Origin of the sequence: Nonomuraea lactucae, from assembly GCF_003313395.1 — a bacterium.
Classification (GTDB): Bacteria; Actinomycetota; Actinomycetes; order Streptosporangiales; family Streptosporangiaceae; genus Nonomuraea; species Nonomuraea lactucae.
Genome location: NZ_QNFZ01000291.1, coordinates 1 through 20045, shown reverse-complemented (window position 1 = coordinate 20045; position 20045 = coordinate 1). Strand labels below are relative to the sequence as shown.

Genomic DNA, 20045 nt, shown 5'->3' with positions numbered 1-20045 from the left:
GAGAGCCGTCAGAGTGCGGGATGACTCTCCTCACTCCTCGACCGCCCCTTGACCCAGTGGTCGCGCCTCTAGCATCGAGGCCATGTGCGCGTACGTTCTGGTCGCCGAGGACGACGAAAAGCAGGCCGCGTTGATCCGCCGCTACCTCGAACTCGAAGGCCACACCGTCACCGTGGTGCACGACGGCCAGGCGGCCATGGACGAGGTCTTCAGGCAGCCGCCGGACCTGCTCCTGCTCGACTGGATGCTGCCCGGCGTGGACGGGACCACGGTGTGCCGCCGGGTGCGCGGCGAAGGCGACCTGCCGGTGCTCATGCTGACCGCCCGCTCCACGGAGGACGATCTGCTGCGCGGTCTCGAACTCGGCGCGGACGACTACGTGACCAAGCCGTTCAGCCCACGCGAGCTGATGGCCAGGGTCCGCACCCTGCTGCGGCGCGCCCGGCCCTCGGGCCTCTCCGGGCAGCGGGCGCTGCGCGTCGGCCCTCTCGTCGTGGATCCGGCCAGACATGAGGTGACCTGCCGCGACCGGCCGGTGACCTGCACTCCGGGCGAGTTCCGGATACTCCAGGCCATGGCCGCCGCGCCCGGCCGCGTCTTCTCCCGGCGCCAGCTGCTGGAGTGCACCGAGGGCTACGACCGGGCCTCGACCGAACGCGCCGTCGACATGCACATCCTGAACCTGCGCAGGAAGGTCGAGACGGATCCCAGCGCCCCCGAGCTGCTGCTGACCGTGTTCGGCCTCGGCTACAAGCTGACCGGCGGGCGCCGTGGCGCGTAGGATCCCGCTGCGCAACAGCCTCCTGGCGCGGCTGCTGAGCACCTCCATCCTGATCGCGCTGCTGTCGGTCGGCTCGACCGCCTGGCTCGTGTTCCGCGGCACCACCCTGGCGATCGAGCAGGAACGCGGTCAGGTCCTGGCCGACGACACCAGGATCCGGGACGCGCTGACCGGCTACGCGGCCCGCCACCGGGACTGGGACGGGGTGCGCGGGACCGTCCGGGAGCTGGCCGAGGCGACCGGCCGCGGCATCACCCTGACGACGCTGGAACGCCGGGTCCTAGCCGGCTCCGGTCCGGGGCAGCCGACGCTGCCGGCCCGCGCTTCGGCGGTCATCGACCCCCTGAACACGACCGCCGGCCCGGGACAGGAGATCGGCTCGACCGGCTCGACCGGCTCACGCATCGATCCGCGTGCCGTCGGGCCGTACCTCCTTCCCACCCGGGAACGAGAGCGACTCGAGCGTCTCGCCCGTGAGCGGCTCCAGTGCCTGTCCAATGTGGGAGTCAGGGCGCAGGTGGCCGCCGGAGCGAGTGGGCGGCCCCGGCTCCGGGCTCCCCATTCGGCTCTTGAGCCGTCCAGCGTCCTGTGTCGTCCCAGCGGCCTCGAGAATCCCACCAAGACAGAGGCCCGTGCCCTCAAGGAGCTGCGGAAGCTCGTGGTGGCCTGCGCGCGGCGCCACGCCGTGCCGAACCCCGAGGACGTGTCGCTGCGCGGGGACTTCGTGGCGGCGTTCAAGGGGACCCAGAAGGAGATCGTGATCGTCGACGACTGCCTGGAGGAGGCGCGGCGCGAGCAACTCGCCCCCTTCGTCGCCCCGCCCGCGCTCCTGTTCGTGGGCACGTCCTCCGGCCCCGTCACACCCGTGTTCGACCTGTCCCCGGCCAACCTCGCCCGGATCGCGGGCGTAGCCGGTCTGGTCCTGGTGGTGACGGTGGCGGTGACCACGGTCACGGCGGTCCGGCTGGTGCGGCCACTGAGCGCGCTGGCCGACGCGGCCCGGGATCCGAGCGGGCAGCACGTCCGTGTCCGGGTCACCACCAAGGACGAGGTCGGCTACCTGGCCGCCGCCTTCAACGACCTGTCAGAGCGCCGGGAACGCGTCGAGGAGCTACGCAGGGCCATGGTCAGCGACATCGCGCACGAGCTGCGCACACCGCTGACCAACATCCGCGGGTGGCTGGAGGCCGCGCAGGACGGCGTCGCCGTGCCCGACTCCGCCCTGATCGCCTCGCTCCAGGAGGAGGCGCTGCTGCTGAACCACATCGTCGACGACCTGCAGGTCCTGGCCGCGGCCGACGCCGGGACGCTGCGGCTCGACCCGGAGCGGCTGCTCCTGCGCGACGTGGTCGAGCAGGTCGCCGCCGCGCACCGGGCCGGGGCGGAGGCCGCGGGCGTCACGGTGCTCACCCACGTCGCCGGTGATCCGGCGGTCGTCGCCGACCCGGTACGGCTCCGCCAGGCCATGGGCAACCTGATGTCCAACGCCGTACGCCACAGCCCGCCGGGCGGCGAGGTGACGCTCGCCGCCCACCGGGCGGGGGACGAGATCGAGGTCCAGGTCGCCGACACCGGCAGCGGTATCGAGCCCGAGGACCTGCCCAGGGTGTTCGACCGCTTCTGGCGTGCCGAGAAGTCCCGCAACAGGCGGAGCGGAGGCAGCGGCCTCGGCCTGTCCATCGTCAGGCAACTCGTCGAGGCCCACGGCGGCCAGATCACCGCGACGAGCGTGCCCGGCACGCGAACGGTCTTCACCCTGCGGCTGCCCGCCGGTTCGCAGCCGGATCGGCCGATGCGGCCGATCCGGCCGGGGCGGGGCCGCTAGCGACCCTGCAGTGACTTGACGTTGTCGCCGAAGGTCCAGCCCTTCGATCCGTCCCAGTTGATGGACCAGGTCATCAGGCCCTTGAGGTTGCCGCTGAAGTTGTTCCAGCTCTGGGACACCAGGGAGGGCGACATGTAGCCGCCTCCTGCTCCACTCTGGGCGGGCAGGCCGGGGACCTGCTTGTCGTACGGAACCCTGATCGTCGTGCCCTGGATGACCAGGCCGTTGTTCAGGCAGGTGGTCTGGACGGTGAACCCTTGAACCGTGCCCGCCGAGTAGGAGTCACCGGAGCAGCCGTACATGCTGCCGTTGTAGTACTGCATGTTCAGCCACCAGAGGCGACCGTTGTCGGCGTACTTCTTGATGATCGGCAGGTAGGCTCCCCAGATCGAGCCGTAGGTGACGCTGCCGCCGGTGACGTACGCCGTCTCCGGGGCCATCGTCAGGCCGAAGTTGGACGGCATCTGGGCGAGCACGCCGTCGATGATGCGGATGAGGTTGGCCTGGGACGCGGAGAGCTGGTTGATGTTGCCGCTGCCCGTGAGGCCGGTCTCGATGTCGATGTCGATGCCGTCGAAGTTGTAGCGCTTGAGGATCGGCACGACGGTGGAGACGAAGCGGTCGGCGACGGTGCTGGAGCTCAGGTCGATGCCGGCGGTCGCGCCGCCGATGGACATCAGGATCGTCAGGCCGGCGGCCTTGGCCTGGCACATCTCGGCCGGGGTGGCGACCTTGACGGTGGCGTCCATGCCGTCCTCCCACAGGACGGTCCCGTCGGAGCGAATGACCGGGAACGCGGCGTTGATCACGTTGTAACCGTGGGCCTTGATGCGGGAGTCGGTGATCGGAATCCAGCCGAGCGGCGGGTGCACGCCGTTCGACGCGCCGTCCCAGTTCTCCCAGTATCCCTGGAGGACCTTGCCCGTCGGCCTCGACTTCACCGGGCACGTGGTGTCCGGCGGCGTGGGAGTGGGCGTCGGTGTGGGCGTCGGAGTCGGGGTGGGAGTCGGTGTCGGTGTCGGAGTGGGCGTCGGGGTGGTCGTCGGCGGGGTACCGGGGCCGTCGAAGCTGACGTCGTCGGCGTAGTAGGTGCCCTGCCCGTACCACCCGTGCAGGTAGATCACGGCGGTGGTCTGCCCGGCGGCGGTGGTGAAGGAGACAGAGAGCTGCGTGTACGTCGCCGCCGACGCGGTCCAGGTGGACGCGCCACCGTTCACGCCGAGGTAGACGTAGTTGCCGCGCACCCAGGCGGTCAGGGTGTAGGCGGTGCTCGGCTTGACGGCCACCGACTGGGTGCATTGGGCCTTGTCGGAGGCGCTCGCCGCGCCGGCGAGCGCCTTCGTGCCGGTGCGGACAGGGGAGCCGACCACCGAACCGAGCCCACCGGTGCAGGACCAGGGCGAAAGGGCTCCGGTCTCGAAGCCCGGGTTCGCGAGGAGGTTGGCGGCCTGAGCGGACGTTTGCGTGACGAGGACTCCTAAGACCGCCAGCAGTACGGACACTGCCAGCGCCAGTAGGCGGGGGGTTCGTTTCATGGGGGGTTACGACCCTTCTATCACCCGGTGTGGGGGGTCACCGGGCATCGACGTCGCGGCGGGGAGTCTGTGGTTCCTGGTGTTTAGTAAAGTTTCCTAACAGTTGGCGTGATCGTAGTCTCAGCTGCGACGGGGGGCAAGGCCCAAAACGGCCACGGGGGCGGCTGGACGCGCCCGCCGGGGGTCAATTCGCACGGGAAACTCCAATGCCCATCCGAAACAAGGTGGCGATTAAATGGCCTCGCCGCGTGGGGCGTCGTTCGGCGTCCGCGGCTGGACGGCGGCGTCCAATACGCCCGTACACAAATTAGGCGCAGGTGGGAACCGAAACTGGTGACTCCACGGGCTGTCGACAGCAGGTGAGCGCGCGAGTGCTCTGTGTCGAGGCATCGAGCCGACCATTTCCGAGAGCGCTGAAAGGCGAATCCCGGCCAATCTTGATGAAGCGCGCATCACCGTGGACGGCGATTTCTTCGCCGGAAAGTCGCGCACCCCGTCGCTCTCCCGGCAGAAAGGGCAGAAGAGAAATGCTCACGTAATGGGCCGGGTAAGTGTGGGCCTGTCTGAATTCGAGTGCGTCTGAATTGACAGTGCCGTCGGAGGTGGCGCGTGCACGCGCCACGAGCCTGGCGACGGCCTCGTCGGCGCTCGCCGGGTCCGCCTCGGCGCGCCGGCTTCCCGGACCCCCATAGCCCCCGGATTAGCACACTCCATTGCTCGCGCGGTGGCCTCAACATGAACATTTGCTCTATGTAGAATGCGTGTCAAACCATAGGATGGTCGGCGACCATCGTGACCCATCTCACCTCTGCCGCGGAATCTTTGATCACATGAGAGCGTAGTCCCCTTTAGACATGAGAGCGTAGTCCCCTTTAGAAGCGAGGTGGAGGATTGCTTCATCGTGGGTCGGCGGCACGGTTAACAATTCGTCCTGCGTCCGGGTGAGCCCTCCGCACCGCCCCAATGGCGTCCGTGACCGTCTATTCCGTGCAGGTCGCCGGGGGTGATGCACTCGTCTCCTCCCTTCGAAATCGTGATACGGAGCATCATGGGTCCTAACGCACGACCGTTGCCGCCGGTGCGCGGCCGCGAACAGCAGCTGGCACAGATAAGCGCGAGCCTGCACAACGTGACGAGCGCCCGGCGGAGCAAGGTCCTCATGGTGGAGGCGCCGCCCGGCGCGGGCAAGACCCGCCTCCTCGTGGAAGCTGCCACCATTGCCGACAGGAGCGGCTTCGCGGTGGTCAACGGCGTCTCGGGCGGTCCCGATGCCACCCCCAGGGCGGCTCTGGCGCCTGCCGGTCCCCGCCCCCACACGCCGGGCACGGCCGAGGACAGGTTCCACTTCCCGAGTGCGTCCGCCACGATCGAGGCGGTACGGGCATGGCTGCGCAATGACGCGAAACCCACCCGCACCATCGTCGTGCTCGACGATCTGCATCTGGCGAACCTGCCCGCCCTGACGGCGTTGTGCGACCTTGTCTTGGCCCACAGCGGTCGCCCGATCCTCTGGCTGCTCGCCCTCACCTCGGACAGGGACGCCGCGAGGTGCGACCCGGTGAAGACCTCTTTCTGCAAGCTCCAGGGCAGAGTCCCGGTCGAACCGGTGCGGGAGCTGGGTCCGCTCTCAGACGAGGCGTTGACGCAACTGGTCGCCGACCTCACAGGAGCCGTCCCCGACCCAGCGCTCCTCGCCCTGGCGCGGAGCGTCAACGGCAAGCCTCGCGCGGTGATCGAGCTGGTGCGCGGGCTCGTGGAGGACGGCGATTTATGCGTTGTCGACGGCACCTCGCGGCTGCAGCCCGGCTCACCCGGCAGCGACCCCGCCGGGAGCGGTGTCTGCATGCCCGCGCCTGTGCCGAAGCACTTCTCCACGATGATCCAGAAGAATCTCCGGTCGCTCTCCGCGCCCACCATGAAGGCTCTCAGGCTGGGAGCGGTGCTCGGATCGCCGTTCGCGCCGGAGGATCTGTCGGCCATGCTCGGCGAAGCACCGGTCGGCCTGCTGGCAGCGGTGGACGAAGCGGTCAACCGGGGGCTTCTGGTCTGCGGTGAGCACGACCTCGCGTTCCGCACCGAGCCGATCTGGCGCGTACTGCTCGACTCCGTGCCGCCACCGGTGTGCGCACTGCTGCGTCGACAGGCGGCGGAGATGCTGCTGTCGCGTCCCGGCGGGATCGAACGCGCCGCCCTCCAACTGGTACACATCGCCCAGCCCGGCAACGTGGAGGAACTGCGCGTCATCGCCGAAGGATCCCAAAGGCTGCTGGCCGCCGATCCGTCGACCGCGGCGTCGCTGGCGACCCGTGGCATGGAGCTGCTGCCCCCCGGGCAGGCCGAGCGCGTGCGCCTTGCCAAGACCGCGGTCGAGGCGTTCACCAGGGCGGGCAGCCTGGAACGGGCGATCACCCTGGCCAGGGACACGATCGACGAGGCCGCGAGGTTCGCGGCCCCGTGGTCGGTGCTCGCCGCGGACATCGCCGCGCTGCGAGCGTCGATGGCGAGCGCGCTGCTGCTGCTGGGAAACGCGCAGATGGCACGCCGGGCCGCGGGCGACGCGCTCGCGGCGCAGGAAAGCGGATTCCACCACCGCGAGGCCGTGATCACCTATCTCGCCGCCTCCTACCTGACCGGCGACAGCACCGCGGTCGAACGAGCGCAGAGAATCCTCAGCGCACCCGACCGTCACGTACAAGCCGTGCAGGTCGGCGCGATGACCTTCCACGCGTTCAGCCAGTGGCGCGACGGCCGGGCGGGCGATGCGGTGCAAACCCTGCGTAAAGCCGTCGCGCTCGGGGGCGAGGACGTGCAGCTCTTCGATCCGCGCTGGTTCCTCGCCTTCGCCCTCACCAGGACCGACGAGTACGAGGAGGCGGCGGAGGTCGTCCGGTTCTCCGCCCGGACGGCCGCCTCGGAGGCCAGGACGCTGGCCGCCGCCGTCTCGGCCGTGCTCCGGGCACCGCTGCATCTCGCCCAGGGACGCCTGGACGAGGCTGAGGAGGCGGCGAGGGTCGGTGTGGGCATGGAGGGCCCGTACGTGCCGATGCTCGCCCCGCAGGCGTGGCTGGTGCTGGCCCTCGTCTCACTGCGCCGGGGGGCGCTCACCCAGGCCGAGGATCACATCAAGACCCTGGAGAAGGACTTCCCGCAGCATCCCTCCAGTCCCTGGTGGGCCGCACGCCTTCTGCTGAACGCGCAGTTGGCCGAGGCTCAGGCGGACTCTCGGGCGGCGACGGAAGCGCTGGCGGAGATCGGGGCGCATGCCGGTGCGCTGCGCGAACTCGTTCTGGAAGATCCGGCCGCCGCGGCTTGGTGTGTTCGCTGTGCGCTCGCGGCGGACATGCCGGATATCGCCCAGAGGGTGGTCGACACGGCAGAATACCTCCGCACGCGCAACCGGCGCGTTCCCGCGGTGCTCGCCGCGGCCATGCATGCCCGCGCGCTCGCCGAAGGAGACGCTGATGCCTTGGCCCAGGCCGGCCGGCTGCACCGCAACCCGTGGGCTCAGGCCGCGGTGGCCGAGGACCACGCCGGCCTGCTGCTCGACCGCGGCGACCACGAGAGCGCGATCAGCGAGCTGGACCGTGCGATGAGCGCCTACGGCGCGCTCGGCGGCGAGTGGGATGCCGCGCGCGTGCGGGCCCGGCTGCGCCAGCTCGGTGTGCGGCGCCGGCACTGGACGCACGCCCAGCGCCCGGTCTCCGGCTGGGAGAGCCTCACCAAGACCGAACGGAAGGTGGCGGAACTCGTGGCCGGCGGGCTCACCAACCAGCAGGCCGCGCGCCATCTGTTCATCTCCCCGCATACGGTCGGGTTTCATCTGCGGCAGATCTACCGCAAGCTCGGGATCCGGTCCCGTACGGCTCTCATCCGGCTCAAGGTGTAGCGCGGCTCATGGATCGCGCTTCTTCAGCGGCTCCCACCACTGGCGGTTGGCGGCGTACCACTCGACGGTCTCGGCGAGGCCCCGCTCGAACGCGATCCGCGGCGCGTAACCGAGTGCCCGCAGCCTGCCGTCGGCCAAGGAGTAGCGGCGGTCGTGGCCCTTGCGGTCGGGCACCCGCTCGACGCGCTGCCAGTGGGCGTCGAGCGCGTCGAGCAGCCGGCCGGTCAGCTCCAGGTTGGTCAGTTCGGTGGTTCCGGCGACGTGGTAGACCTCGCCCGCCTCGCCGCGCTCGGCGACCAGCCGGATGGCCCGGCAGTGGTCATCGACGTGGATCCAGTCGCGCACATTGCCGCCGTCGCCGTACAGCGGCACGTTCAGGCCGTCGAGCAGGTTGGTGACAAACAGCGGGATGACCTTCTCCGGGTACTGGTACGGGCCGTAGTTGTTGCCGCAGCGGGTTATGCTGACCGGCAGCTCGTGTGTGCGCGCGTAGGCGAGCGCGATCAGATCGCCGCCTGCCTTGGACGCGGCGTAGGGGGAGTTCGGGCTGAGCGGTGCTGTCTCGTCCCAGGAGCCGGCCTCGATGCTGCCGTACACCTCGTCGGTGGAGACGTGGACGACCTTCGGGGTGCCCGCGTCGAGGCATGCCTGCATGAGGGTCTGCACGCCCAGGACGTTGCTGTGGACGAACTCGCCCGCGCTGGATATCGACCGGTCGACGTGCGACTCGGCGGCGAAGTTGACGACGAGGTCGTGGCCGGGCACCACCTCCCTGAGCAGCTCGGCGTCGCAGATGTCGCCGCGTACGAAGGCGAACCGGCCCTCGGCGGGCTCCAGGTTCGCCAGGTTCCCCGCGTAGGTCAGCTTGTCGAGCACCGTCACCTGGTCCTCGTCGGTTGAGGAGCGCACGAAGTGCGAGCCGATGAAGCCGACGCCGCCGGTCACGAGAATCCTCACGAGGCGACCTGCACCTTGCTGTGGTCGCCGAGGACGAGGCGGTGGGCTCTCAGGATCCGGGGCGTCGACGTCACCTCGACCTCGCGTCCTATCAGCGAGCGCTCGACGCGCCGTACCCCGACGATGGACGCCCCGCGCAGCACGATGGAGTACTCGACCTCGCTGTCGATCACCGCGCAGTCGCTGTCGATGGAGGTGAACGGACCGATGTAGGAGTCGCGGATCCGCGAGCCGGCCGCGACTGCCGCCGGGCCGACGATCCGCGACCCGGTGACGGTCGCGCCCTTCTCGATCACCACCCGGCCGATCAGCTCGCTGGAGTGGACATCACCGGAGCAGTCGGCCTCCACGCCGTCCAGGACGAGGCGGTTGACCTCCAGCATGTCGGAGACGTTGCCGGTGTCCTTCCAGTACCCGGACACGACGGTCGGATCGACGCGGCAACCCGCGTCGATCAGCTCCTGGATCGCGTCGGTGATCTCCAGCTCGCCCCGCCACGACGGCTTGATCCGGCACACGGCGTCGTGCACGCGGGCGGTGAACATGTAGACGCCGACCAGGGCGAGGTCGCTCTTCGGATGCTCCGGCTTCTCCTCGAGGCCGATCACCCGGCCGCGGGGATCCAGCTCGACCACGCCGAACGCGCGCGGGTCCGACACCCGGGTCAGCATGATCTGGGCGTCCGGGCGGTTCATCCGGAATCGCCGCACGAGAGCGCTGATGCCGCCGACGATGAAGTTGTCTCCGAGGTACATCACGAAGTCGTCGTCGCCGAGGTAGTCCCGGGCGATGTGCACGGCGTGGGCCAGGCCCAGCGGCGCCTCCTGCGGGAGGTAGGTGACGTCCAGGCCGAACCGCGAGCCGTCGCCGACCGCGGACTCGATTTCGGCGGCCGTGTCGCCGACGACGATGCCGACCTCACGGATACCCGCCCCGGCGATCGACTCGAGGCCGTAGAACAGGACCGGCTTGTTGGCGACAGGCACGAGCTGCTTCGCCGAGGTGTGCGTGATCGGCCGTAGCCGGGAGCCGGACCCGCCGGCGAGCACGAGCGCCTTCATCATCAGGCCAGCGTGGCGGGCAGGACGCTCATCCGGCGTATCATCCACTCCGACTCCCACTCGACGGCGGTGCCGGTGCTCAGCCGCGCCAGCGGGAATCGGCGCAGGAAACCGCGCAACGCGATCTGCGCCTCCAGCCGGGCCAGCGAGGCGCCGATGCAGTAGTGCATGCCGAGGCCGAAGGTGAGGTGCCCCTGTCCCCGCCGGTCCGCGGCGAAGCTGTCGGCTCCCTCGTCCGGCTGCCGGTTCGCCGCCGCGATGTTGACCTGCACCGGGGCGCCCTTGGGGATCAGATAGCCGCCGAGATCGATGTCCGTGGTGGCGAACCGCCAGGTCGGGTGCGGAAACGGCGGGTGCACCCGGAGGGTCTCCTCGACCCACGCCTTGATGTCCTCGTCGGTCTGGGGCCGCTCCTCCGCCGGTCGCCGCAGAGCCTCGTACAGCGATGCGGAGATCAGGCTCCCGGTCGTCTCGTACCCGGTGATGACCATCGCCAGTGTCCAGACGACGACCTCGCCCTCGGTGACCGCCGCGTCCGGCCCGTCGGAGGAGGCCAGCAGACCCGTGATCACCCCGTCATTCAGCGGGGCCGGGTCACGCACCCAGCCTTCGACCGCCCCGTACAGCGCCCCGACCGCCTCGGTGCGCGCCGGGTAGTCGGAGGAGTAGAGGATGACGTCGGTGATGCTGCGCAGCCGCCGCTCCTCCTCAAGGGGCAGGCCGAGCATCTCGGAGATGAACGCCAGCGGGATCCGGTGCGTGTAGGCCGTGACCACGTTGACTTCCGCGGACTCCCCGGAACGGGACTGCTCCAGCTCATCCAGGAATCCGTCGACCTTGACGCTGACCCGCTCGCCCCATTTCTCGGTGTTTCGCGGGCTCAGCACCGACGCGTGCAGCCGCCGGATCCGCGCATGGTCCTCACCGTCGCTCATGATCATGGTGCGGGCGTACTCCGGATCCGGCTGCGATCCCAGCATCAGGCCCGGCTTGCGCATCCAGTCGGGGACCAAGGTCACGTCCTTGGCCAGCTCGGGGTGCGTGAGCGCGACCCGCACCAGCTCCGGGTCGCACACGACCCAGGCGTGATTGCCGAGATAGGGGATCCGGACGACCGGAGCCACCCGCGCGGCCGCCAGCAGGTCCGGCATGCAGTCGAAGGGGCCCGGGTCCGTCGGCATGCTCGTCTCGGGGGCTTCTACCAGGCCGGTTTTCGTCGTGACGTTCAACATGTGACACCTCCGGTGGGAATCTGGCCCTGGAAATCGGCCATGGACTCGATGAGCTCGGCGGCCCGTCGCGGGGCGTCGTAGCTCTGGTGCTCCCGGGACAGTTCGCGTGCCCGCCGCCGGTAGCGCTCGTCGTTCAGCACGGTGGTCACGGCGCGGCGCAGGCTGGATTCGGACACGGCCCGCCGCCTGAGGACGACACCGGCCCCGGCCCACTTGATCCGCGCCGCCACGTCGGGCTTCTCCTCGGCGCCCGGCGCGACGACCAGGGGCACACCTTGGGCAAGGGCTGCGTTGACGCCGTTGTAGCCCCCGTTGGTCACCATCACGTCCACGTGCGGCAGCAGGTGGTGGTAGGGGACGAACCGCTCCAGCCGGACATTGTCCGGCAGTGGTCGCAGCCGGTCGACGTCGAGGGTGGTCCCGGTGGTGACCACGACGAGGACGTCCTGGTCGGCCAGTGCCCGGACGGCGGGGGCGAGCAGCCAGTCGACGGCGTTGGAAGTGGTGCCCTGGGTGATCAGCACCACCGGCCGGCCGCCGTGCAGCTCCTCCCACCAGGCGGGCGGGTCGAAGTTCTCCGGGGGAAGGCCGAGGAGCCCGCCCACGAAGTGGGTTCCCGGGAGCAGGTCGCTGCGGGGGAACTCGAACGAACGCACGGTGCCCATCAGGTAGAGGGCGGGCGGGCGCGCGATGTTCTCCATGGCGCCCGTCCTCAGCCGCGGCAGTTTCACCAGGGCCCGTGTCCGGTCGGCCTCCACGCGCAGGTCCCGCATCACCACCTGATCCCCGACGAACCTGAGCAGCGCGTTGCGCACCCGTCCGAGCGGCGACGAACTCGGCTGCAACCCCCGTCCGAGCGGGGCGGTGTCCCTGCTGCCGAGGATGTAGACCGAATTGCTCAGCCAGGCCAGCGGGATCCCGGTGCGCTCGCCGGCGAAGCACGCGCCGTAGCACATGTCGTCGGCGAGCAGGCAGTCGGCCGGAAACCGTTTGAGCACCGCCAGCAGGTCATTCATCTGGCCCGGTGCGGTCCGGTAGAAGATGTCCCGGACACCGATCTTGAAATCGGCGATCCCGGTCAGCCCGGCGTGGCTGGGGAAAGCCTCCTCCCGGCTCATGCCGCCGAAGTCGAGTCCGGCGCTCATGGGCTCGAAGCGCGCCCCGGCCTGCTCCACCTGCTTCTGGAAGGCCCGACCCGTGTACCACCGCACCTCATGCCCGCGCAGGGCCAGTTCGCGTGCGACCTCGAGCATGCTGACGACGTGTCCCGGTGCCGGTGTGGTAGCGATCAGTATTCGCGTCAACGTCGCCTCCGTCGGGGTCTCGTGTCACCGTTCTCGCCGGTCGGCCCAGGCACCCACGGACCCGGCCGTCCAGCCACGCCCGCCAGCATCGCCCCACTCCGCGCCCCGGACGGCGGCGCGGGGAAAACCCCGCACACTCGCGCAGGATGGCGCCGCCACGCCGCCCCGATCGCGCCGGCGGATCGCCGGCCAAACCATCCGTGCCCAGGTCCGCTGGGGGATACGGACGCGCCGCCACCGCGCAAACAATGGCCGATGAGCAATCCCAGGCATCGCCCTTTCCGGGTTTGGGAAGGCGCTGGCGTTCATCCAGGACAAGCTCCCGGCCTTGGCATCGCGTACTGGAGGAAATCTGTGACGGCACCTTTGCAGGAGATTGACGGGCCGGACGGCGCCATCGGTGGACCGAAGAAGGTCACCGTCATCGGCGCCGGCATCGCCGGCTTGGTGGCGGCATACGAACTGGAGCGCCTCGGACATCACGTCCAAATCATCGAAGGAAGCCGCGAGATCGGCGGACGCATTCACACCCATCGCTTTCCCGGCGGCGGCCGGGCCGGGCCGTTCGCCGAGCTGGGCGCGATGCGGATCCCCGCCGGGCACCGGCTGACCATGCACTACATCGCCGAACTCGGTCTGCAGAACCAGGTCCGCGAGTTCCGGACGCTGTTCTCCGACGACGCCGCCTACCTGCCCAGTTCCTCCGGATACCTTCGGGTGCGCGACGCGCGTGAAACCCTTGTCAACGACTTCGCCGCCGGATTGCCGAACCGGCACTACCGGGAGAACACCCTGCTGTTCGGCGCCTGGCTGGACGCCAGCATCAGGGCCATCGCCCCCCGTAAGTTCTACGACGCGCTGCACGACGAGATAGGCGTGGAACTGCTGAACCTCGTCGATCACATCGACCTGACGCCATACCGGCGCGGCAGCGCGGGGAACAGGATCGACCTGCACGCCTTCTTCGCCGACCATCCCCAGGTGCGGTCGTTCTGCCCGCCACGCCTTGAGCGTTTTCTCGACGACGTGCTGGACGAGACCAGCTCCACCATTGTGCGGCTGCGCAACGGGATGGACGAGCTCCCCAGGCGGCTCGCCTCGCGGATCCGGGGAGAGATCTCGACCGGCCAGGAGGTGGTGGGCATCGACGTCCGGGACGAGGCGGTGATCCTGCGGATCCGCCAGGGCTTCAGAACCCTCACCAAGACCTGCGACTACGTGGTGTGCACCGTTCCGTTCACGGTGCTCAGGAGGATGCGGCTGACCGGCTTCGACCAGGACAAGCTGGACATCGTCCATCAGACGAAATACTGGCCGGCGACGAAGATAGCCTTCCACTGCCGCGAGCCCTTCTGGGAGAAGGACGGGATCAGCGGGGGTGCCTCCTTCACCGGCGGGCTCGTGCGGCAGACCTACTACCCGCCCGCCGACGGCGATCCGGCGCTCGGCGCGGTGCTGCTCGCGAGCTACGCCATCGGGCCGGACGCCGACGCGCTCAGCCGGCTGAGCGAGGCGGAGAGGACCGCGGTCGTCACCAGGGAACTGAGCGTGATGCACCCCGAGCTGCGCCGACCGGGCATGCTCCTCGGCGTGGCAGGACGGGCCTGGGGCTCGCACCGATGGTCCTGGGGGGCGGCCACGGTCCGCTGGGTTCAGGAAGCCGCTCTCCGCGAGGCGGAGCGGCGGGAGGCGACCCGTCCGCAGAAAGGGCTCTTCTTCGCCGGCGAGCACTGCTCGTCGAAGCCCGCTTGGATCGAGGGCGCGATCGAGTCGGCGATCGACGCCGCGCACGAGATCGAGTGGTACGAGCCGCGGGCGAACCGCGTGTTCGCCGCCTCCAGGCCGAGCCCCTCGGACGGGTCGGTGTGAGCGTCTTCGACCTGCCTCGGCTGCACTTCCGCGGAGTGGCGACGACACACCTGCCCACCGGCGCGCGCAACGGTCTCGTCGATCTGGCGACGAGCACGGCGCTCACCGATGACGGGCAGCCCTTCCCGGCGCACCGGCCGCCCGTCGAGTACCACGACTACCTCGACCGGCTGGGACCGAGGTTCGACAGCACCGGCCGCCCGACGCCCGACGGGCCCTTCAGCGCCGCCAAGGGCGAGGACTTCTCCGGCAACGGGCACTTCTCGATCGACGCGCGGATCGTCAGCGTCGAGGGCCGCGCGGGTGACATCGACACCGCCGACCCGGTGGTCGGGCGCGGTGTCGACATGTGGGGGCACTACAACGAGTACCTCGCCACCACGGTCAACCGGGCCCGTGTCTTCGACGTCGATCCGTCCTCCGAGTGGACCACGACGCTCATGGTCGGACAGTTCTGCTTCGGGCGCGACGGACGCTCCCACGACGTCGGGTACATGGCCACCGGAGCCGTCCGCGGCTTCCACCCCCCGAGGTGGCACAACGCCGAGCACGTCAGCGACGTCGGCGATCACTGGCTGGCGAGCCGGCTGCGCCGGTCGGTGGTCTACCAGTTCGTCGTGCCCGAGCATGAGGAACTGACCTGGCTCGACGAGGCGGCGGTCTCTCCGGCCGTGCGGCGACTGCGTGCCACGGCGGCCTCCGAGGAGGCCGGCGGCCTGGTGGTGCAGTTCGCGCTCAGCCACATGTCCGCTCCGCTCGCGCCCGACCAGCCGAGCCGTTGGCAGCTGCGCGGAACGATCGCCCCCTGGCGCCCGCACGAGCCGCGCACGTACCCGGCGGGGCGCCTGCTCGTCCCGGACCGCCGCGCATCCGGCCGGGCCCCCGGCGGGCTGCACAACCTCTCCGTCGAGCTGACGGACGAGCACGTCACCCTCAACATGATCACCGCGGTGCCCGCCTCCGGTCCGGTGCGAGACCATCGGTCCGGGGCCGCGGCCGGTCTCCCCGCGCTGGTCGACGTCGGCGATCTCGAACTGCGCACGGCGGACAGCGGCCGGCTGGTGGCCAGGGTGCCCCGGCGGGCGTACCTCGGGGAGGAGTACGTCCTGGCCGGCGGCCTGGTGACGGTTCCCAGCGAGATACCGGCGAACGCCGCGGCTGAGGAGGCGCTGCACCTGGTCGGCACCGGCCCCGGCGGCCCGGTGGTGCTCCTGCGCGAAAAGGAGATCAACGTCCAGGTCGACGACGCGTGCCACTTCCTGGAGCATCCCCGGGACCCGGACGACGCGGACCACGACGTCGAGGTGCTCGTGCGGTCCTATGTGCGGGGCCGTCCAGGCGCTGTCGGCGAGATCGGCGTACGGCAGTTCTTCAATCCCAGGGCCCTCCCGCGCGACCCGTCCGCGCGTTCTCCCGAGGCGCGCTGCTCCGACGTCGACATCGTCCGGCTGCGCGCGGGCCGGCGGGACGGTTCCGGCGCGTGGTCTAGCACCTGTGTCCTGGACACGGACCTCGCGGGCCGCGGGTGGTTCACCATGCGGGGCGCGGCGGCCGGTACGGCCCGTGTCCTGCTGTCAGCCGGCGCCGGTGACCTGCCGTGCGACGTGGACCTCCCCGGCTCCGCTGCCCTCGGCTACGACCACGACGACGCGCTCGGCTACTGGCCCGGCGCCGGGTACCTGGCGGTGCGGGTGCTTCCCGACGACTGGCGGCTGGCCGGGATCGGCCAGGACGAGGCGACCTTCGACCTGGTGTACACGGAGGTCTTCGCGTTCTACGAGCACCTGTACTCCTTCATGAAGGCCGAGGTGTTCAGCCTGGCGGATCGGTGCAAGGTGGAGACGTACGCGAAACTGATCTGGCAGATGTGCGACCCGCGCAACAAGGCGAAGACCTACTATATGCCGCCGACGCGGGATCTGTCCGAGCCGAAGGCGCGGCTCCTGCTGAAGTTCCTGCGGGCCCAGCAGGCGCCGGACGAGGTCCTCCTGACGGTTCCTGCGGCCGGCCGCCGGAGCGGGAGGATCACCAGCCGCGGCTCGCTGGTCAAGGTGCTGCGCGACGCCGCCGCGATCGAGCTGGCCGTCATGCTCCAGTACCTGTACGCGGCCTACTCGGTGCCCACCCACGGCGCCGGTCTGGAGTACGTGCGGCGGGGCGCGTGGACGCCGGAGCAGCTCCGGCTCGCCTGCGGCGACGGCGGAGAGACCCTCGACGAGGGCATCCGCAGCATGCTGCTGAACATCGCCCGCGAGGAGATGATCCACTTCCTCCTCGTCAACAACATCATCACCGCGGTGGGTGAGCCGTTCCACGTGCCCCGGATCGACTTCGGCACCGTCAACCACGAGCTGCCCGTGCCGCTGGACTTCTCCCTCGAGAGGCTGGGACCCGGCAGCGTCGAGCGGTTCGTGCAGATCGAGCGGCCGGAAGACCTCGTCGGCGAGGTGCGGCGGGGCGACACGGCGGCCCCCGCGTCCTTCGACGACAGGCACCCCTACGCCTCGCTGAGCGAACTGTACGCGGACATCCGGGAGGGCCTGCAACGCGTCCCGGATCTCTTCCTGGTGGACAGGGGCAGGGGAGGCGGGGAGCACCACCTCTTCCTGCGGGAGTCGCTCAACCGGCACCACCCCGACTACCAGCTGGAGGTCGACGACCTCTCCAGCGCGTTGTTCGCGATCGACGTCATCACCGAGCAGGGAGAGGGAGGGGTGCTCGGCCCGCGAACCGCCGAGAGGTCACATTACGCCTCGTTCCTCCGGATCTCCGATCTGCTCCGCGGGGCACCGGCCGCGGGGACGCGCCCGGGCGGCGAACGGTGGAGCCCGGCCTATCCCGTCGTGCGGAACCCGACCCTCGGGGAGGGAAACCCGGCCATGGAGACGGTGACCGATCCTGACGCCAGGTCGGTCATGCGGCTGTTCAACCGTTCCTACTTCATGGCGCTGCAGCTCATGGTCCAGCACTTCGGTGAGCGCCCGGACGAGAGCCTTCGGCGGTCCGACCTGATGAACGCGGCGATCGACATGATGACGGGCCTGATGCGCCCGCTGGCGGAACTGCTGGTGACCCTGCCGTCGGGGCGACGGGGCATGACCGCCGGGCCGTCGTTCGAGCTGGCGGAGCAGCCCGCGCCCGTTTCCCGTCCGGACGTGGCGAGGCGCGGCATCGCGCTGCGCCTCGACCACCTCGCGGCGGCATGCGGCAAGCACCCCATGGTGCCCGCTCGCGTGGGGGAGATGAGCGCGTTCTGGGCCGACCACTTCCGGCCACCGCGCCGATAGGGCGCCCCCGGCGGCGCGCACGAAGCGGCGACGCCACACTGCCAACCGAAGGAGACCGCATGCCATCCGCGACGCTGCCGCGGTTCGACCTCAAGGGCTGGGACAGGAAGGACATCGCCCACCCGTACCCGGTGTACCGGCGCTACCGGGAGAGCGCGCCGGTCCATCGCGGGGCGTCGGGCGCGGGCAAGCCGGACACCTTCTACGTCTTCTCCTACGACGAGGTCGTCCAGGTGCTGTCGAGCCGGCGTTTCGGCCGGGACGCGCGCGTGGCGTCCGCCGACGCCGACGCGGTGTCCGTCCCGATCCCCGCCGAGTACCAGGCCCTGCGGGCCATCATCGAGAACTGGCTGGTGTTCCTGGACCCGCCGCGCCACACCGAGCTGCGCTCCCTGCTCAGCAAGGAGTTCTCGCCCTCGATCGTCGCCGGTCTGCGGCCTCGCATCGGGCAGATCGCGCACGAGCTCCTGGAGCGGCTCGGACGGCACCGGGAGGCCGACCTCGTCGCGGGCTTCGCGGCGCCGTTCCCCATCCTCGTCATCTCCGAACTGCTCGGCATTCCGAAGGAGCACCACGGATGGCTCCGCGCCAACGCGGTGGCCCTGCAAGAGGCCAGCACCACCCGATCGCGCAACGGCAGGGGCGGCTACGCACGGGCCGAGGCGGCCTCCCGGGCGTTCGCCCGCTACTTCCGGCGGGAGGTGCGCCAGCGGCACGGGGACGAACGCGGCGACCTGCTCACGATCCTCGTCCGCGCCCGGGACGGCGGTGCGCCGCTGAGCGTGGACGGGATCGTGGGGACCTGCGTCCACCTGCTCACCGCCGGACACGAGACCACCACCAACTTCCTGGCGAAGGCGGTGCTGGCGCTGCGGGCGCACCCACAGGTCCTCGACGAGCTGCGCGGCACTCCCGAGCTGACGCCGGGGGCGGTCGAGGAGCTCTTGCGCTATGACCCGCCGGTGCAGGCGGTGACGCGATGGGCGTACGAGGACACCCGCCTCGGCCGGCACGAGGTGCCACGCGGCAGCCGGGTGGTAGCCCTGCTGGGCTCGGCGAACCGGGACCCCGCGCGCTTCTCGCGCCCCGACACTCTGGACGTGCGTCGCCCCGCCGACCGGAACCTGGGCTTCGGGCTGGGCATCCACTACTGCCTCGGCGCGACGCTGGCCCGCGCCGAGGCCGAGATCGGCCTCCGGACGCTGCTGGACGGCATTCCCGGGCTGGGCCGCGGCGGTCAGCAGGTCGACTACGCCGACGACATGGTCTTCCACGGGCCGACACGTCTGGTGCTCACCATGTCCGGCCCTCGTGACCCGCAGTGACACACCGACCCCGCACGAAGAGAAGGCAACCATGACGCAGCAGTCCGACACCACCCCCGGCTCCGTCGGCCAGGCATACGACGTGTTCACCGACGTCGGCGCCACAGCCGCCCTGGGAGGCAACATCCACGTGGGCTACTGGGACGACGACCAGGACGTCCCGATGACCGAGGCCACCGACCACCTCACCGACCTCGTCGCCGGCCACCTCGCCCTCCGGCCGGATCAGGAGCTTCTGGACGTGGGCTGCGGCAACGGCGTCCCGGCCCTGCGCATCGCGGGAGCGCACGGTGTACGCGTGACCGGCATCACCGTCAGCCGGCAGCAGCTCACCCAGGCGTCGGAGCTGGCGAATGGTTCCGACGCCCGCGGCCGGGCCTCCTTCCTGTTCGCGGACGCCATGAATCTCCCCTTCGACGACGGTTCCTTCGACGGGGCCTGGGCGATCGAGTCGCTGCTGCACATGCCCGACCAGGCCGCCGCCCTGGCGGAGATCCATCGCGTCGTCCGCCCCGGCGGCCGTCTGGTCATCGCCGACCTGTGCCAGCGGGAGCCGTTCACCGGCGACGGCAGGACCCTGCTGGACGGCATGCTGCACATGTATGAGATCGCCGGGATCAACACGCCCGACGAGCACCGCGCACGCCTGGCGGAGGCAGGCTGGCGGCTGCTGGAGCTGTCGGACATCGGCGAACGGGTCCGCGCCAGCTACGGGCACGCCTCGGCCGCCTTCCGGGAACTCGCCGCTTCCCTCGACGCCCCCGCTGCTGAGCAGATCACCGCGGCGGCCGACCTGATGGAGGCATTCGGGAAGCACCCGCACACCGGCTACGTCCTGATCACCGCGCAGCGGTCCTGACCCGACGGCCGGGCGGACACCGTTCCGCTCCGATGCCCCGCAGACAGGGAGTTCTTCGATGTCGTCTTGCCTCGATCCACCATCTGCCGCCGCCGCCGCCCTCGCCCCCGCCCCCGCCCCCGCC

The 20045-nt window shown here is 70.2% G+C and carries 12 protein-coding genes; 7 read left to right on the top strand and 5 right to left on the bottom strand.

The window, feature by feature from the left end; genetic code table 11:
• The first annotated feature begins 82 nt into the window (after positions 1–82).
• Both DQW85_RS20715 and DQW85_RS20710 read left to right on the top strand, forming a co-directional pair.
• Positions 83–781: a response regulator transcription factor gene (locus tag DQW85_RS20715; protein ID WP_113701949.1), complete on the top strand. Its 699-nt coding sequence runs from the start codon at positions 83–85 to the stop codon at positions 779–781.
• On the top strand, positions 771–2606 hold the full coding sequence (locus tag DQW85_RS20710; RefSeq protein ID WP_113701948.1) for a HAMP domain-containing sensor histidine kinase: 1836 nt from the start codon (positions 771–773) through the stop codon (positions 2604–2606). The genes DQW85_RS20715 and DQW85_RS20710 overlap by 11 nt, the downstream gene beginning before the upstream one ends.
• On the opposite strand, the gene DQW85_RS20705 is transcribed toward DQW85_RS20710, so the two are convergent.
• Complete coding sequence (locus DQW85_RS20705; RefSeq protein WP_113701947.1) at positions 2603–4141, bottom strand: glycosyl hydrolase family 18 protein; 1539 nt, start codon at positions 4139–4141, stop codon at positions 2603–2605. The genes DQW85_RS20710 and DQW85_RS20705 overlap by 4 nt on opposite strands.
• 1078 nt (positions 4142–5219) lie before the next feature.
• Between DQW85_RS20705 and DQW85_RS20700 the strand changes: the two genes are divergently transcribed.
• Positions 5220–8027, top strand: coding sequence for an ATP-binding protein (locus tag DQW85_RS20700; protein ID WP_205315268.1), 2808 nt, complete (start codon positions 5220–5222; stop codon positions 8025–8027).
• Positions 8028–8033: 6 nt separating this feature from the next.
• Here the strand turns inward: DQW85_RS20700 and rfbB are convergent, their stop codons facing one another.
• Genes rfbB through DQW85_RS20680 form a run of 4 tightly spaced genes read right to left on the bottom strand, consistent with a single transcriptional unit; the run spans position 8034 to position 12530 of the window.
• Positions 8034–8984, bottom strand: a complete 951-nt coding sequence (gene rfbB, locus DQW85_RS20695; RefSeq protein WP_113701945.1) for a dTDP-glucose 4,6-dehydratase — start codon at positions 8982–8984, stop codon at positions 8034–8036.
• On the bottom strand, positions 8981–10045 hold the full coding sequence (locus DQW85_RS20690; protein ID WP_113701944.1) for a glucose-1-phosphate thymidylyltransferase: 1065 nt from the start codon (positions 10043–10045) through the stop codon (positions 8981–8983). The genes rfbB and DQW85_RS20690 overlap by 4 nt, the downstream gene beginning before the upstream one ends.
• A gap of 2 nt (positions 10046–10047) precedes the next feature.
• On the bottom strand, positions 10048–11277 hold the full coding sequence (locus tag DQW85_RS20685) for a cytochrome P450 (RefSeq protein WP_205315267.1): 1230 nt from the start codon (positions 11275–11277) through the stop codon (positions 10048–10050).
• The gene (locus tag DQW85_RS20680; protein ID WP_205315266.1) at positions 11271–12530 is read right to left on the bottom strand and encodes a nucleotide disphospho-sugar-binding domain-containing protein; all 1260 of its coding nucleotides are present in this window, start codon (positions 12528–12530) and stop codon (positions 11271–11273) included. Before DQW85_RS20680 ends, DQW85_RS20685 begins: the two co-directional genes overlap by 7 nt.
• Before the next feature lie 405 nt (positions 12531–12935).
• On the opposite strand from DQW85_RS20680, the gene DQW85_RS20675 reads away from it, so the two are divergent.
• From DQW85_RS20675 to DQW85_RS20660, 4 genes are read left to right on the top strand one after another with little or no spacing between them, the layout of a single operon-like run.
• Complete coding sequence (locus DQW85_RS20675) at positions 12936–14450, top strand: flavin monoamine oxidase family protein (protein WP_113701943.1); 1515 nt, start codon at positions 12936–12938, stop codon at positions 14448–14450.
• Entirely contained in the window at positions 14447–17737 is a 3291-nt protein-coding gene (locus DQW85_RS20670; protein WP_113701969.1) for a ferritin-like domain-containing protein, read from the top strand. The genes DQW85_RS20675 and DQW85_RS20670 overlap by 4 nt, the downstream gene beginning before the upstream one ends.
• A 59-nt stretch (positions 17738–17796) precedes the next feature.
• On the top strand, positions 17797–19062 hold the full coding sequence (locus DQW85_RS20665) for a cytochrome P450 (protein ID WP_113701942.1): 1266 nt from the start codon (positions 17797–17799) through the stop codon (positions 19060–19062).
• A gap of 31 nt (positions 19063–19093) precedes the next feature.
• Positions 19094–19921 carry a class I SAM-dependent methyltransferase gene (locus DQW85_RS20660; protein ID WP_113701941.1) on the top strand — a complete coding sequence of 276 codons (828 nt, stop codon included), beginning with the start codon at positions 19094–19096 and terminating at the stop codon, positions 19919–19921.
• The last annotated feature ends 124 nt before the right edge of the window (positions 19922–20045 follow it).

Coding starts and splice junctions, on each gene's coding strand:
- DQW85_RS20665 (WP_113701942.1), top strand. CDS start 17,797: ATGCCATCCGCGACGCTGCCGCGGTTCGACCTCAAGGGCTGGGACAGG.
- DQW85_RS20660 (WP_113701941.1), top strand. CDS start 19,094: ATGACGCAGCAGTCCGACACCACCCCCGGCTCCGTCGGCCAGGCATAC.
- DQW85_RS20715 (WP_113701949.1), top strand. CDS start 83: ATGTGCGCGTACGTTCTGGTCGCCGAGGACGACGAAAAGCAGGCCGCG.
- DQW85_RS20685 (WP_205315267.1), bottom strand. CDS start 11,277: ATGTTGAACGTCACGACGAAAACCGGCCTGGTAGAAGCCCCCGAGACG.
- DQW85_RS20680 (WP_205315266.1), bottom strand. CDS start 12,530: ATGCTCGAGGTCGCACGCGAACTGGCCCTGCGCGGGCATGAGGTGCGG.
- DQW85_RS20690 (WP_113701944.1), bottom strand. CDS start 10,045: ATGAAGGCGCTCGTGCTCGCCGGCGGGTCCGGCTCCCGGCTACGGCCG.
- DQW85_RS20705 (WP_113701947.1), bottom strand. CDS start 4,141: ATGAAACGAACCCCCCGCCTACTGGCGCTGGCAGTGTCCGTACTGCTG.